12 protein-coding genes are annotated in these 14,615 nt (G+C 71.2%); 8 read left to right on the forward strand and 4 right to left on the reverse strand.

The features are described 5' to 3' along the window. From D1369_RS23865 to D1369_RS23875, 3 genes are all read right to left on the reverse strand, one after another. A complete protein-coding gene (locus D1369_RS23865) occupies positions 1 to 1,668 on the reverse strand; it encodes a penicillin-binding transpeptidase domain-containing protein (RefSeq protein WP_007382634.1) in 1,668 nt (555 codons plus the stop codon). A gap of 96 nt (positions 1,669 to 1,764) precedes the next feature. After that, positions 1,765 to 3,387 (reverse strand): penicillin-binding transpeptidase domain-containing protein, encoded by a 1,623-nt coding sequence (locus D1369_RS23870; protein WP_007382633.1) that lies wholly within the window; start codon positions 3,385 to 3,387, stop codon positions 1,765 to 1,767. Positions 3,388 to 3,512: 125 nt separating this feature from the next. Beyond that, positions 3,513 to 5,252: a phospholipid carrier-dependent glycosyltransferase gene (locus tag D1369_RS23875; protein ID WP_007382632.1), complete on the reverse strand. Its 1,740-nt coding sequence runs from the start codon at positions 5,250 to 5,252 to the stop codon at positions 3,513 to 3,515. 86 nt (positions 5,253 to 5,338) lie between these two features. Between D1369_RS23875 and rsmI the strand changes: the two genes are divergently transcribed. The 8 genes from rsmI (at position 5,339) to D1369_RS23915 (ending at position 13,945) form a co-directional block, all read left to right on the forward strand. After that, complete coding sequence (gene rsmI / locus D1369_RS23880; protein ID WP_037900417.1) at positions 5,339 to 6,199, forward strand: 16S rRNA (cytidine(1402)-2'-O)-methyltransferase; 861 nt, start codon at positions 5,339 to 5,341, stop codon at positions 6,197 to 6,199. Positions 6,200 to 6,433: 234 nt separating this feature from the next. After that, positions 6,434 to 6,829, forward strand: coding sequence for a hypothetical protein (locus tag D1369_RS23885; protein WP_037900415.1), 396 nt, complete (start codon positions 6,434 to 6,436; stop codon positions 6,827 to 6,829). Positions 6,830 to 6,875: 46 nt separating this feature from the next. Continuing rightward, the gene (locus tag D1369_RS23890; RefSeq protein ID WP_007382629.1) at positions 6,876 to 7,760 is read left to right on the forward strand and encodes a TatD family hydrolase; all 885 of its coding nucleotides are present in this window, start codon (positions 6,876 to 6,878) and stop codon (positions 7,758 to 7,760) included. Positions 7,761 to 7,860: 100 nt separating this feature from the next. Further along, positions 7,861 to 9,237 carry a resuscitation-promoting factor gene (locus tag D1369_RS23895; RefSeq protein WP_037900414.1) on the forward strand — a complete coding sequence of 459 codons (1,377 nt, stop codon included), beginning with the start codon at positions 7,861 to 7,863 and terminating at the stop codon, positions 9,235 to 9,237. Positions 9,238 to 9,402: 165 nt separating this feature from the next. Further along, entirely contained in the window at positions 9,403 to 10,293 is an 891-nt protein-coding gene (gene rsmA / locus D1369_RS23900) for a 16S rRNA (adenine(1518)-N(6)/adenine(1519)-N(6))-dimethyltransferase RsmA (RefSeq protein ID WP_007382627.1), read from the forward strand. Further along, on the forward strand, positions 10,290 to 11,189 hold the full coding sequence (locus tag D1369_RS23905) for a 4-(cytidine 5'-diphospho)-2-C-methyl-D-erythritol kinase (protein ID WP_007382626.1): 900 nt from the start codon (positions 10,290 to 10,292) through the stop codon (positions 11,187 to 11,189). The genes rsmA and D1369_RS23905 overlap by 4 nt, the downstream gene beginning before the upstream one ends. Positions 11,190 to 11,238: 49 nt before the next feature. Further along, positions 11,239 to 13,041 (forward strand): ABC-F family ATP-binding cassette domain-containing protein, encoded by a 1,803-nt coding sequence (locus D1369_RS23910; RefSeq protein WP_007382625.1) that lies wholly within the window; start codon positions 11,239 to 11,241, stop codon positions 13,039 to 13,041. A gap of 217 nt (positions 13,042 to 13,258) precedes the next feature. Next, entirely contained in the window at positions 13,259 to 13,945 is a 687-nt protein-coding gene (locus tag D1369_RS23915; protein ID WP_007382624.1) for a response regulator transcription factor, read from the forward strand. Positions 13,946 to 14,322: 377 nt separating this feature from the next. Here the strand turns inward: D1369_RS23915 and D1369_RS23920 are convergent, their stop codons facing one another. Then, on the reverse strand, positions 14,323 to 14,610 hold the full coding sequence (locus D1369_RS23920) for a hypothetical protein (protein WP_007382623.1): 288 nt from the start codon (positions 14,608 to 14,610) through the stop codon (positions 14,323 to 14,325). Between the last annotated feature and the right edge of the window lie 5 nt (positions 14,611 to 14,615).

Here is a 14,615-nt window from a genome sequence, read left to right on the forward strand (position 1 = left end):
TCAGCCGCCCAGCTTCAGCAGGGTCGCGACGATCGGGCCCGCCGTGTCGCCGCCGTGGCCGCCCGCCTGGACGACGCCGGCGGCCGCGAGGTCGCCCCGGTAGGCGGTGAACCAGCCGTTCGGCTTCTTCTGGCCGTCGACCTCCGCGGACCCGGTCTTCGCGCCGACGTTGCCGTAGACGCCGGACATCGCCTCGGCCGCCGTGCCGTAGCCCGCCGTGTACGCCATCAGCTCACGCAGCTGAGACAGCGTGCCCGAGGACATCGTGCGCGAGGCGGTGGCCAGCGTGCGGTGGTCGACCGAGGGCGCGACCAGATAGGGCTGCTTGAAGGTGCCCGACTCGACGGTGGCGGAGACCGACGCCATGTTCAGCGGGTTCATCCGGACCCCGCCCTGGCCGATGAGCGAGGCCGCCTTCTGGGCCGCGCTCTGCACCGGCACCGCGCCGTCGAAGGACGGGACGCCGATCGCCCAGTTGTCCATGGACAGACCGAAGACCTGCTGGGCCTGCTTGGTCAGGCTGTCGTTGTCCAGCTTGCCCGCCTGGCTGATGAAGGCGGTGTTGCAGGAGCGGGCGAAGCTCGCCTTGAAGGTGCCGCCCTTGATCTCGAACTTGTCGTCGTTCTGGAACTTCCAGCCGCCGTACGTGAAGTACTTCGGGCACGGGTGCGCCTTGTCCGGCGACGCCAGGTCCTTCTCGATCAGCAGCGAGGAGGTGATGACCTTCATCGTGGAGCCCGGCGCCAGGGAGCCCTGGAAGGCGGTGTTGAAGCCGTGGCCGGCGTTCGCCACCGCGAGGATCTCGCCGGTCGACGGGCGCAGGGCGACCACCGAGGACCGCGCCTGCTTGGCGACCTGCGCCTCGGCCGCCGCCTGGAGCGTCGGGCTCAGGGTCGTCCGCACGGTGCCGGGGGTGCCCTTGCTGAGCTCCACCAGCGTCTTGTCGGAGGACTTGGAGTCCTTCCCGCGGATCACCCTCAGCTCGATGCCCGCCTTGCCGCCGGCTTTCTTGCCGTACTTCTCCCGCAGGCCGTCCAGGACCGTGCCCAGCGACGGGTACTTCGCCTCGGTGATCTCGCCGCCGTCCCGGTCGACCGCTTTGATCGGAGGGGTCCCGGACTCGCCGGTGACAAGGGTGTCGCCGTCCTTGAGGTCGGGGTGGACGACCGAGGCGGTCCAGTCGACCTGCGGCTTCCCGGTGGCGGTGTTGCGGACCACGGTGAGCGAACTGGCGTACGTCAGCGGCTTGCTGAGGCCCTTGTACGACACCGTTGCCTTGACGGAGAAGGGCACTTTGCCGCCGGTGGGGGTGCCCGGGGTGAGGGTGGCACCGGTGAGGTGGGCGTCCTTGGTCCAGCCGGTGAGCAGGGTGGTGGCGGCCTTGGTGTCGCTGGTCGCGGCGGCGGCCGTGCTCACCCTGCCCTGCTGCCAGGAGGTGAGGAAGGCGGTCGCGGTGGTGGTGACCTCGGTCGTCGAGAGCGGGCCGGTCTTGACCTTCGGCTTGTGGTCGGCCGCGGACGTGTTCTGCGTCCGCTCGTCGGCCGCGGCCCCGGCGCCGTACAGCGCGTAGACGCCGACGGCGGCGCCGCCGACGACCACGGCGATCATCCCGCCGACCACGGCGGGCTTGGTCTTCCGTCGCTCGGCGACGCGCCTTCTGTTACCCACGACTTACGCTTCCTCCGCGCTGTTCCAGGGTCCCCGTTGCCCTCATGCACCTCAACGACTGCAACAGACTAGAGTCCCTGTCCCGCACGGGTGACGTCAGCCTGCGGCTCGTAGCACAGCTGCGACAATCGGGCCCGCCGCGTCGCCGCCGTGGCCGCCCTCCTCCGTCATGGCCGCCGCGGCCATGTCGTTGCGGAAGCCGGTGAACCAGCTGTTGGACACCTGCTGCCCGTCGACCTCAGCGGACCCGGTCTTCGCGCCGATGTCCCCGTGCAGCCCCGCCATCGCCGTGGCCGCCGTGCCCTGGGTCGCGGTCAGCTTCATCATCTGCTTCAGCTGGGAAGCGGTGTTGTACGGCAGCCCCTTGGCGGTGGCCAGTTCGCGGTCGTCGAGCTTCGGCGAGACGAGATAGGGCTGACGGAAGGCGCCGGTGATGGCGGTGGCCGTGACCGACGCCATGTTCAGCGGGTTCATCTGGACCTGGCCCTGGCCTATCGCGTTCGCCGCGCGGTCCGGGCCGCTGACCGCGGGCACCTTTCCGTCGAAGGAGACGACGCCGGTCTTCCAGTCCTCGCCGATCCCGAACCGGTTCTGGGCCTCCAGCGTCAGCGACTCGTCGGTGAGCGGCTTCTCGTCGATCAGCTTGATGAAGGCGGTGTTGCAGGACCGCATGAAGCTGTTGGCGAGGCTGGCGCCCTCGTTGGGCTTCATGTTGGTGAGGTTCTTGAAGGTCTGCCCCTGCCACACGGCTTCGGGCGGGCAGGGCGCCGGGCCGTTCATCGAGGTCACGCCGTTGTCGATGAGCATCGCCGCGGTGATGATCTTCATGGTGGAGCCGGGGGCCTTGGTGCCCTCGAAGGCCGCGTTGAAGGCGTCCGTACGGTTGTTGGCCACGGCCAGCACCTCACCGGTGCTGGGCTTGACGGCGACGACCGACGACTGGCCGTACAGCTTCACCGCCTTCTCGGCGGCCGCCTGCGCGCTCGCGCTGATCGTGGTCTGCAGCTTGCCCGCCCTGCCCTCGGCGAGAGTCAGCAGCGAGGTGTCGGGGCTCTGGTCGGGGTGCTTGATGACCAGCTCGATACCCGGGGTGCCGCCGGCCTTGTCCCCGTACTTCTCGCGCAGCGCGTCCAGCACCGGGCCGAGCGACGGGTACTTCTCCTTGGTCAGCACCTTGCCGCCGCGGTCCACCGCCTCGATGGCCGGGTTCGCGGACTCGCCGGTGACGAGCCGGTCGTCCCGCTGGAGCTTCGGGTACACCACGGAGGGCTGCCAGTCGACGAGCGCCTTGCCGGTGGTCACTCCGCGCACGACCGTCAGCTTGCTGCTGTACGCGAGCGGCTTCGACTTCCCGTCGTACGACACGGTCGCCTTCACGCGGTACGGCACGGTCGCGCCGGTCGCCCTGCCGGGCGTGATGCGCACGTGGCCGATGTGGGCGTCCGTCCCGTAGTCCGCCAGCAGCACCTCGGCCGCCGTGTTGTTGTTCGTCAACGCGGCCGCGCTCGCCGCGTCGCCCTTCTGCCAGGCGGCGAAGAAGCCCTTGGAGGTCTCCTTGATCTCGTCCTCGGTGGGCGGCCCGCTCCGCTTGGCGTCCCCGACCCCACCGCTCCCGTCGTCGCTCAACGCCGACACGAAGTTGTACGCCCCGTACCCGGCCCCGCCGACCATCACGGCGAACACCGTGCTGACGACAGCGACCTTCACCCCCTTGGCCATGGTCTGGCCCCCTCCCCGTTTTCCCCGTTGTTGTGGGCAGCCTAAGCGGGAGGTGTGACGAGCGGGGTAAGAGTTTCCTGATTGGCCGAAGCGGGTGCTCAATCACATACGTGAATGATGGCCCGCTAGACCCACGTGTCCAGCCACATCCGCGACCGCCAGTTGTCGATCGGGATCGCCGTTCCCGTGTACAGCGGCCAGAAGTAGATGAAGTTCCAGGCGATCAGGAGCACCAGGACACCCGCTGCCGTCGCGCCCGCAACCCGGCGGGTGTCGGAGGCGCGTGGCGGGCCGATGAGGGCGCCGATGAGCATCGCGACGGCGAGACAGAGGAAGGGGAGGAACACGATCGTGTAGAAGAAGAAGATCGTGCGTTCCTGGTAGTTGAACCAGGGCAGGTACCCCGCCGCGATACCGCAGGCGATGGCGCCCGCGCGCCAGTCGCGGCGGAAGAACCAGCGCCACAGGACGTAGAGGACCGCGAAGCAGGCCGCCCACCACAGCAGGGGCGTACCGATGGCCAGGACCTCCCGCGCGCACTTCCCGCCCGCGTCGACCGGGCAGCCGTCGGTGCCGGGCGTGGGCGACTCGTAGAAGTACGACACCGGGCGGCCGTCGACGATCCAGCTCCACGGGTTGGACATGTACGTGTGCGGCGAGGACAGGCCCACGTTGAACTTGTAGACCTCGTGCTCGTAGTGGACCAGGCTGCGCCACCAGTCGGGCAGGAAGGTCCAGCTGCCGCCCTTGCCGTCGGTCGCCGCCCAGTTGCGGTAGTAGCCGCCGGTGCCGTCCGCGGGGGAGAGGATCCAGCCGATCCACGAGGTGAGGTAGGTGACGACCGCGACCGGCACCATGGCGACGAACGCGATGCCGAAGTCGTACTTGAGGACCGCCAAGTAGGGGTGCCGGGCGCCGGCGACCTTGCGGGAGCCGACGTCCCACAGCACCGTCATGATGCCGAACGCGAAGAGGAAGAAGAGGCCGTTCCACTTGGTGCCCATGGCGAGGCCCAGAAGCAGGCCGGCCAGCCAGCGGTAGGGGCGCAGGCCCAGGAACAGGGTGTCCGCGATGTGCGCGTCGGGGCGCACGAGGCCGTAGGAGTCGACCGGCAGCGCGGCCGCGAGTTTCTCCCGGGCCCGGTCGCGGTCGATGACCAGACAGCCGAACGCGGCCAGCACGAAGAACATCAGCACGCCGTCGAGCAGCGCGGTCCGCGCCATCACGAACGCCAGACCGTCCACGGTCATCAGCGCGCCCGCCAGACAGCCGAGGAACGTGGAGCGGAAGATCCGCCGCCCCACCCGGCACACGATCAGCACCGACAGCGTCCCCAGCAGGGCCGTCATGAAGCGCCAGCCGAACGGGTCGAACCCGAACATCAGCTCGCCGAGCCCGATGACGTACTTGCCGACCGGCGGATGCACCACATAGGCGGCGTCCGTCGGCAGCGCCACATGCCCGTTCGAGGACAGGATCTGGCTGTCGACGTTCTTGCCCCAGCTGAGCTCGAAGCCGCGGTGGACGAGTGCCCACGCGTCCTTGGCGTAGTACGTCTCGTCGAATATCACCTTCTTGGGGCTGCCCAGGTTCCAGAACCGCGTCAGCCCCGCCACCAGCGTCACCAGCAGCGGTCCCAGCCAGCCCGACCAGCGCGTGACCCGCTCGGCGAGCGCCCCGGGCACGCCCAGGACCTGCCACATCCGCGCAGAGGGAACGACGAAGGACGGCACCAGGCGCTCGCGCACGTCGCTTCCGGCCTCGGCCGTGTAGCCGAAACGGCGCAGCCTCTGCTGCCACGACGGCCGCCGGTCCTGCGGGGCCTGGTCCTGCCGGGTGTCCGTGGAGGACGCGGTACTGGTCACGGCGCCATCGTAAGGAACAGCGCTGTGTGAGTCCCGTGCATGGGCGGATGCGTCCGCTTCGGGGCGCTGCTGGGAGGATGGGGGACGTGACTGGAACCCTTGTCCTGGCGGGCACCCCCATTGGCGACATCGCGGACGCTCCGCCCCGGCTCGCGGCGGAACTGGCCGGGGCCGACGTGGTCGCGGCCGAGGACACCCGGCGGCTGAAGCGGCTGACCCAGGGGCTCGGCGTGACGCCCAAGGGGCGGATCGTGTCGTACTTCGAGGGCAACGAGGCCGCCCGCACCCCCGAACTCGTCGACGAACTCCTCGGCGGCGCGCGCGTGTTGCTCGTCACCGACGCCGGGATGCCGTCGGTGTCCGACCCCGGGTACCGGCTGGTCGCCGCGGCCGTGGAGAAGGACATCCGGGTCACCGCCGTACCGGGGCCGTCCGCCGTGCTCACCGCGCTCGCGCTGTCCGGGCTGCCCGTCGACCGGTTCTGCTTCGAGGGCTTCCTGCCGCGCAAGGGCGGCGAGCGGCTCTCCCGGCTGCGGGAGGTCGCCGACGAGCGGCGCACCCTCGTCTACTTCGAGGCCCCCCACCGGCTCGACGACACGCTCGCCGCCATGGCCGAGGTGTTCGGGGCCGAGCGGCGGGCGGCGGTGTGCCGGGAGCTGACGAAGACGTACGAGGAGGTCAAGCGGGGGGAGCTGGGCGCGCTCGCCGAGTGGGCCGCGGACGGCGTCCGGGGGGAGATCACCGTCGTCGTGGAGGGGGCGCCCGAGAAGGGGGCCGGGGAGATCGACGCCGAGGAACTGGTGCGCAGGGTGCGGGTCCGGGAGGAGGCGGGGGAGCGGCGCAAGGAGGCGATCGCCGCGGTGGCCGTCGAGGCCGGAGTGCCCAAGAGGGTCGTTTTCGATGCCGTCGTCGCCGCGAAGAACGCCCCTGTCCGACCCGCCCCATGAGGTGGGTCACACCCCCTCTGAGCAGGGCGCATGACTTCTGAGCGTGCGCCCCATGTGCGGGCAAAGCGGTGTCTCGGAATGCAAAGCTCCACGCGGCCGGACGGGCCGTTTCGGCAAGGAAGGTCCAAATCGGCTCCAACAGTCGACAGGCCTGTCGCCATCGTGCCCCGGCAGGCGTCCACTGGGGTGAGGGACGTACCCGTCCTTCGAACCAGCGGACACGCAGGAGCCGGCATGAGCGAGATCGCAGGGCACCCCGGTGCGACAGCTGTCGTCAACGAGTCCTACTCCTTCGCCTGCATGCGTTGCGGGCACGGGTGGGAGCAGTCGTACGAGATAGAGCACCACATCGACGGCGACGGCCGGGAGTTCGTGCGGTACATGGTGGACGGGCGGGTCGTGCCCTCTCCGCTCTCCAGGCCCGCGTGCGCGAACTGCGACCACCACGTCGTACGGATCATGCGGCCCGGTCGGGTCGCGGCCACCCGTGACGCGGCGCACCGTCAGCACAGCACGCCGCCCGCCGGGCCCGTGGAGGCACCGGCGGCCCGCACCGCGCAGGGGCCGGGCGAGGAGCACCACTGGCACCTGGCCGACCTGCTGCACGTCTTCCAGCGCAAGGCGAGCTGACCGCACCGGAATCCGGGTGGGCATGCCCCTTTCGTAGGATCGGGGCATGCCTTCGAACAGCCCCCGCGAGAAGAACGCGGCCCCGCCGCTCCCGGAGCCCCTGCGGGTGCCGGTCGCCGACTCCCACACCCACCTGGACATGCAGGACGGGACCGTGGAGGAGGGGCTCGCCAAAGCCGCGTCGGTCGGGGTGACCACGGTCGTCCAGGTCGGCTGCGACGTACGGGGCTCCCGGTGGGCGGCCGAGACGGCGGGCCGGTACGACGCCGTCCACGCCACCGTCGCGCTGCACCCCAACGAGGCGCCCCGGATCGTCCACGGCGACCCCGACGGCTGGTCCCGGCAGGGAGCCCGCCAGGCCGGCGGCACCCAGGCCCTCGACGAGGCGCTCGCGGAGATCGACCGGCTGGCCGCACTCCCGCAGGTCAAGGGCGTCGGCGAGACCGGCCTCGACCACTTCCGCACCGGGCCCGAGGGCAAGGAGGCGCAGGAGGCGTCCTTCCGCGCCCACATCGAGATGGCCAAGCGGCACGGCAAGGCGCTCGTCATCCACGACCGCGACGCCCACGCGGACGTCCTGCGCGTGCTCAAGGAGGAGGGCGCCCCCGAGCGCACCGTCTTCCACTGCTACTCCGGCGACGCCGAGATGGCGGAGATCTGCGCGGCCGCCGGATACTTCATGTCCTTCGCCGGCAACGTCACCTTCAAGAACGCCCAGAACCTGCGGGACGCGGTGGCCGTGGCGCCCCTCGAACTCCTCCTCGTGGAGACCGACGCGCCGTTCCTGACGCCGGCGCCGTACCGCGGACGGCCCAACGCCCCCTATCTCATTCCGGTCACGGTGCGCGCCATGGCCGCCGTGCGCGGCATCGACGAGGACGCGTTGGCCACGGCACTCGCCGCCAACACCGCACGCGCCTTCGGATACTGACCCTCTCGAACGTAACTCCGGGTAGTCGCGTCGCTTTGGAGAGTGACGACCGCTCCGCTAGGTTCTGTGGGCCCGATCCGGACCCCTGGAGCGTGTCGTCGTGAGCAACTCGCAGTACGAGACGTACGAGGCCTACGAGACGTACGGCCCGCCCGAGCCGTACGAACCCTCGGCGTACGGCGGTCCCGACGCGCCGCCCACCGGTCCGGACACCGCGCGGACGCTCGACTACGGGGTGTACGGAGCGCCGGACATGGCGCGCACGCGGCCCTACGAGGACACCTACCGGCCCGCGTACGAGATGCCGGAGTCACCGCTCCCGCGCCAGGCCGCGGTGGGCCGCCGGGCCGCCCGCCGGCGCAGGACGCGGTACGCCGAGCGGCCGGACAGCGCGATGCGCCGACTGCTTCCGCAGGCGCTGGTCGTCGCGTTCCTCGCCGGCGGTACCACCGCGTTCGTCGCCAAGGACAAGGCGATCGAGCTCACCGTCGACGGCAAGCCCAGGACGCTGCACACCTTCGCGGACGACGTGACCGAACTGCTCGCCGAGGAGGGAGTCGCGGTGGGGGCGCACGACGTGGTCGCGCCCGCCCCCGGCGAACAGCTCGCCAGCGGGGACGAGGTCGCGGTGCGGTACGGGCGTCCCCTGCGGCTCACGCTGGACGGGCACCAGCGGGAGGTGTGGACCACGGCACGGACGGTGGACGGGGCCCTCGAGCAGCTCGGGGTGCGTGCGCAGGGCGCGTACGTGTCCACCTCGCGCTCCCGGCCGATCGGGCGGGAGGGGCTCGCCCTGGACGTACGGACCGAGCGGTCCGTGACGGTCATGGCCGACGGCCGGGCGCGGACGATCCGGACGAACGCGGCGACCGTGGCGGAGGCCGTCGAGGGGGCCGGGGTCACGCTGAGCGGGATGGACACCACCTCGGTGGCGCCGGGGAGTTTTCCCCGGGAGGGGCAGACCGTCACGGTGCTGCGGATCACCGGGTCGAAGGAAGTGCGCGAGGAGCTGATCCCCTTCCGGGAGGAGCGGAGCGAGGACGCCTCCCTCTTCAAGGGCACGGAGGTCGTGGACCAGGCGGGGACACCAGGGGTGCGACGGGTCACATACTCCCTCAGGACCGTCAACGGGGTCAGGCAGAAGCCACGGAGGATCAGGGTCGAGACGGTCCGGGAACCGCGCACCCAGATCGTGAGAGTGGGCACGAAGCCGAGGCCCACCTCCGTGCAGGGCGCGGACCACCTGAACTGGCAGGGACTCGCGCACTGCGAGTCCGGCGGCCGCCCGAACGCGGTGGACCCCTCGGGGACGTACGGCGGCCTCTACCAGTTCGACACGAGGACCTGGCAGGCCCTCGGGGGCTCCGGCCGCCCCCAGGACGCGCCGGCGGTGGAGCAGACGTTCCGGGCGAAGAAGCTGTACGTACGGCGGGGGGCGAGCCCCTGGCCGCATTGCGGGGCCCGGTTGCATGGATGAGTGACGGGCGGGCCGGGGCCGGGCGGGGGTGTCGTCTCCCGACCGCCCCGCCCGGCGGCAGACTGCCCGCGGCTGAGCCGACCTGGGAGCGCGGGGCTGTGTCAATGGGTGGCTCCGCCACGTGGGCGCGACCAGCCCCCACCGGCCCGCGGCTAGGCTGTCCACGTGAGCAGCCCCTCCCCAGACACCCTCCTTGGCCCCGCCGACATCCGCGAACTCGCGGCCGCCCTCGGCGTACGCCCCACCAAACAGCGCGGCCAGAACTTCGTGATCGACGCGAACACGGTCCGGAAGATCGTCCGCACCGCCGGCGTCCGGGACGACGACGTGGTCGTGGAGGTAGGCCCCGGCCTCGGCTCGCTCACCCTCGCACTCCTCGAGACCGCGGACCGCGTCACCGCCGTGGAGATCGACGACGTACTGGCCTCCGCGCTGCCCGCCACCATCGCCGCCCGCCTGCCCGACCGCGCGGACCGGTTCGCCCTCGTGCACTCCGACGCCATGCACGTCACCGAGCTGCCGGGCCCCGCGCCCACCGCGCTCGTCGCGAACCTCCCGTACAACGTCGCCGTACCCGTGCTGCTGCACATGCTCGACACCTTCCCGAGCATCGAGCGCACCCTCGTCATGGTCCAGGCGGAGGTCGCCGACCGGCTCGCCGCACCGCCCGGTTCGAAGGTGTACGGCGTCCCGTCCGTGAAGGCCAACTGGTACGCCGAGGTCAAGCGGGCCGGGTCGATCGGCCGCAATGTCTTCTGGCCCGCACCGAACGTCGACAGCGGGCTCGTCGCGCTCACCCGCAGGACCGAGCCGATCAGGACCACCGCGTCGAAGCGCGAGGTGTTCGCCGTCGTGGACGCCGCCTTCGCCCAGCGGCGCAAGACCCTGCGGGCCGCGCTCGCCGGGTGGGCGGGTTCGGCCGCGGCCGCCGAGACGGCCCTCGTGGCGGCCGGGGTCTCGCCCCAGGCCCGCGGCGAGTCGCTCACCGTCGAGGAGTTCGCGCGGATCGCCGAGCACGCCGAACACGCAGCGAACAAGGAGCCGGTCCAGCAGTGAGCGTCACCGTCCGCGTCCCCGCCAAGGTCAACGTCCAGCTCGCGGTGGGCGCCGCCCGCCCCGACGGCTTCCACGACCTGGCCAACGTCTTCCTCGCGGTCGGCCTCCACGACGAGGTGACCGTGACACCCGCCGACGGGCTCCGCGTCACCTGCGCGGGCCCGGACGCCGGCCAGGTGCCCCTGGACCGTACGAACCTGGCGGCGCGCGCGGCGATCGCCCTCGCGGAGCGCCACGGCCTGGAGCCCGACGTCCACCTCCACATCGCCAAGGACATCCCCGTCGCCGGCGGCATGGCGGGCGGCAGCGCGGACGGCGCGGGTGCGCTGCTGGCCTGCGACGCGCTGTGGGGGACGGGCGCCTCCCGTGCCGAACTGCTCGACATCTGCGCCGAGTTGGGCAGTGACGTGCCGTTCAGCCTGGTGGGCGGCGCCGCGCTCGGAACCGGACGCGGGGAGAAGCTGCGCCCCCTCGACGTCGGCGGCACCTTCTCCTGGGTGTTCGCGATGGCGGAGCGCGGGCTGTCGACCCCGGCCGTCTTCCGGGAGTTCGACCGGCTCACCGCGGGCCTCGACGTCCCCGAGCCCGTCGCCTCCGAGGCACTGCTCGACGCGCTGGCGGAGGGCGACCCGGACGCGCTCGCCGCCGCCGTCTCCAACGACCTCCAGCCCGCCGCCCTCTCGCTCTTCCCGGAACTCGCCGACACCCTCGCGGCCGGCAGCGCCGCGGGCGCCCTCGCCGGGCTCGTCTCGGGCTCGGGCCCGACCACGGCGTTCCTCGCCCGCGATCCCGGCTCGGCGGCGAAGATCGCGGACGCGCTGCGCGCCTCCGGCACGTGCCGGGCGGTGCGTACGGCCTCGGGGCCCGTGCCGGGTGCGACGGTGATGGGGGCGTAGCGGTCGGACTACCCTGGAGGGTCGATCGATCCCCCTGGGCAGGAGAGAAATGGCCGTCAATCTGGTCAATGTCGAGAACGTCAGCAAGGTGTACGGCACCCGTGCGCTGCTGGACGGTGTCTCGCTCGGCGTCTCCGAGGGCGATCGCATCGGCGTCGTGGGCCGCAACGGCGACGGCAAGACCACCCTGATCCGCATGCTCGCCAAGCTGGAGGACGCCGACACCGGACGCGTCACGCACTCCGGCGGCCTGCGCCTGGGCGTCCTCACCCAGCACGACTCCCTGGACCCCACGGCCACCGTCCGGCACGAGGTCATCCGCGACATGGCCGACCACGAGTGGGCCGGCAACGCCAAGATCCGCGACGTGCTGACCGGACTGTTCGGCGGACTCGACCTGCCCGGCTTCCCGCAGGGCCTCGACACCGTCATCGCGCCGCTCTCCGGTGGCGAGCGCCGCCGTATCGCCCTGGCCAAGCTGCTCATCGAGGAACAGGACCTGATCGTCCTCGACGAGCCCACCAACCACCTCGACGTCGAGGGCATCTCCTGGCTGGCCAAGCACCTGCGCGAGCGGCGCTCGGCGCTCGTGTGCGTCACCCACGACCGGTGGTTCCTCGACCAGGTCTGCACCCGCATGTGGGACGTGCAGAAGGGCGATGTCTTCGAGTACGAGGGCGGTTACTCCGACTACGTCTTCGCGCGGGCCGAGCGCGAGCGGATCGCCGCCACCGAGGAGACCAAGCGGCAGAACCTGGTCCGCAAGGAGCTGGCCTGGCTCCGACGCGGTGCCCCCGCCCGTACGTCCAAGCCGCGCTTCCGCGTCGAGGCCGCCAACGAGCTCATCAAGGACGTGCCGCCGCCGCGGGACAGCAGCGAGCTGATGAAGTTCGCCTCCTCGCGGCTGGGCAAGACCGTCTTCGAGCTGGAGGACGTCACCGTCCAGGCCGGGCCCAAGGTCCTGCTCAAGCACGTGACGTGGCAGCTCGGCCCGGGCGACCGGATCGGTCTCGTCGGGGTCAACGGCGCCGGGAAGACGTCCTTGCTGCGGGCCATGGCCGAGACCGCGCGGACCGAGGGCGAGAAGCAGCCCGCGGGCGGACGGGTCGTGGTCGGCAGGACCGTCAAGCTCGCCTATCTGTCGCAGGAGGTCGCCGAACTCAACCCCGCGCTGCGGGTGCTGGAGGCCGTCCAGCAGGTGCGGGAGCGCGTGGACCTCGGCAAGGGGCGCGAGATGACCGCCGGGCAACTGTGCGAGACCTTCGGCTTCAACAAGGAGAAGCAGTGGACGCCGGTCGGGGATCTGTCCGGCGGTGAGCGGCGGCGGCTCCAGCTGCTGCGGTTGCTGATGGACGAGCCGAACGTGCTGTTCCTGGACGAGCCGACGAATGATCTGGACATCGAGACGCTGACCCAGCTGGAGGACGTTCTCGACGGGTGGCCCGGCTCGATGGTCGTCATCTCCCACGACCGGTTCTTCCTCGAGCGGACGACCGACCGGGTCTTCGCGCTGCTCGGGGACGCCACCTTGCGGATGCTGCCGCGGGGCATCGACGAGTACCTGGAGCGACGGCAGCGGATGGAGGAGGCGGCCGCGGCTTCGGCGCCGGTGGTGGTGAAGCCGGTGGCCGAGAAGAGCTCCGCGGACCAGCGGACCGCGAAGAAGGAGCTCCAGAAGATCGAGCGGCAGCTCGACAAGATCTCCGAGAAGGAGACCAGGCTGCACGCCCAGATCGCCGACAACGCCACCGACTTCGCGAAGGTGGCCTCCCTCGACGCCGAACTGCGGGACCTCGCCGGGGAGCGCGAGGAGCTGGAGATGCGCTGGCTGGAGCTCGCCGAGGACGCGTGAAGGTGCGGCACATCCTCCTCGAACGACAGGAAAGCCAGGAATTCAGCACTTCCGGGACACTTCTCACCGGTAGGGGAAGCGCAACGTCGAACTAGCGTGTAGCTTCCGGGGGCATGAAGGGCGGGGGTGCTGGGAGAAGGCCTCTGCCTGTGCGGATCAGTGGGCAGCCATAGTGGGGCATTCACGCGGATCCATGGGGGGACTGGGGGGTTGCTCGATGGGAGTTCGGCTCATGGTGGTCGACGACCACCGATTGCTCGCCGAGGCGCTGGCCTCGGCGCTGAAACTGCGCGGGCACCGGGTGCTCGCGGCGGCGGCGCCTGCCGCGGGGGCGGCGGAGCTGGTGATCAGCCGGGCGCCCGAGGTGTGCCTGCTGGGGACGGCCACGCCGGCCGAGCCGGGGATGTTCGACCCGGTCGTGAAGATCAAGCGGGAGCGGCCGCAGGTGGCGGTGCTGGTGCTGGGTCCGGTGCCGAGTCCCCGGGGGATCGCGGCGGCGTTCGCGGCGGGGGCGTCGGGGTACGTCCGGCACGACGAGCGGATCGAGGGGGTCGAGCGGGCGATCATGAAGGCTCGGGCGGGGGAGGCGGCGGTTGCTCCGCAGTTGCTCCAGGGGGCGTTCAGTGAGCTGTTGAACCCCGCGGCCCAGCCGGACGACGAGGGACAGCGGTTGCTGCAGATGCTGACGCCCCGGGAGGTGGAGGTGCTGGTGCGGGTGGCCGACGGGGAGGACACGCGGCTGATCGCGGCGGGGATGGGGATAGCGCCGTCCACGGCGCGGACGCATGTGCAGCGGGTGCTGATGAAACTGGGGGTGGGGTCTCGGTTGGAGGCGGCGGCGTTGGCGGCTCGGACGGGGTTGTTGGATCGGGCTGGGCCGGTGGGGGGGCCTCCGGCGGTTTGACGGTCGGGGTGCGGGTTCGGTGGGGGCGGGCGTTGTGCGCAGTTCCCCGCGCCCCTGGGTGCCTGCGGCGGCCTGCGCGGCCTCGGTGGGGCTTGTGTAGCGCGTGCGGTGTGGTTTGGGGTCGGGGCCGGGGTGGGGGGTGTCCGTCCTCGGTCCGGCGGTTCTGCTGCTTGAGCTGTGCTCGGTGCCGGACGCCGGCCGCTGCGGGCGGACACCCCCCACCCCGTCCCCTTCCCGCCGTACGCGGCCAACGGCCCACAGTCCATTCCGACGCAGGGTGACCGCAACTCCTTACGGGCGCGGGGAACTGCGCGACCAGCCCCCCACCCCCGCAGCCGCCCCACGACCGAACCCGGCACCCCCATAGGCGCCCGGCCCTACTCCTCGGGCGTCTCCGCCTCCACCCGTGCCACCGGCTTCAGTTTCAGCCAGAGCAGGAAGAAGATGCCGAGGATCAGCATTCCGAGGCCGGTCCAGAGGTTGATGTTGATGCCCTCCGACTTGTCGAGGGAGGAGTCGGAGGGGTTGATGCCGGCGATCGTCACGATGATGCCGTAGAGGACGAACAGGCCGCCGATGATGCGGCGCAGGTCGAAGATGCGGGCGGCCGTCGCCGACTTGGCCTGGAGTTCGGAGACTTCCCGCTGGACGTCGTGTTCGGACATGGTTT

It is taken from the genome of Streptomyces sp. CC0208 (assembly GCF_003443735.1).
Taxonomy (GTDB): Bacteria; Actinomycetota; Actinomycetes; order Streptomycetales; family Streptomycetaceae; genus Streptomyces; species Streptomyces sviceus.

Bases quoted from the DNA above. Each gene is read 5' to 3' on its own strand.
- D1369_RS23920 (WP_007382623.1), bottom strand. From the start codon at position 14,610: ATGTCCGAACACGACGTCCAGCGGGAAGTCTCCGAACTCCAGGCCAAG.
- D1369_RS23870 (WP_007382633.1), bottom strand. From the start codon at position 3,387: ATGGCCAAGGGGGTGAAGGTCGCTGTCGTCAGCACGGTGTTCGCCGTG.
- D1369_RS23915 (WP_007382624.1), top strand. From the start codon at position 13,259: ATGGGAGTTCGGCTCATGGTGGTCGACGACCACCGATTGCTCGCCGAG.
- D1369_RS23910 (WP_007382625.1), top strand. From the start codon at position 11,239: ATGGCCGTCAATCTGGTCAATGTCGAGAACGTCAGCAAGGTGTACGGC.
- D1369_RS23890 (WP_007382629.1), top strand. From the start codon at position 6,876: ATGCCTTCGAACAGCCCCCGCGAGAAGAACGCGGCCCCGCCGCTCCCG.
- D1369_RS23885 (WP_037900415.1), top strand. From the start codon at position 6,434: ATGAGCGAGATCGCAGGGCACCCCGGTGCGACAGCTGTCGTCAACGAG.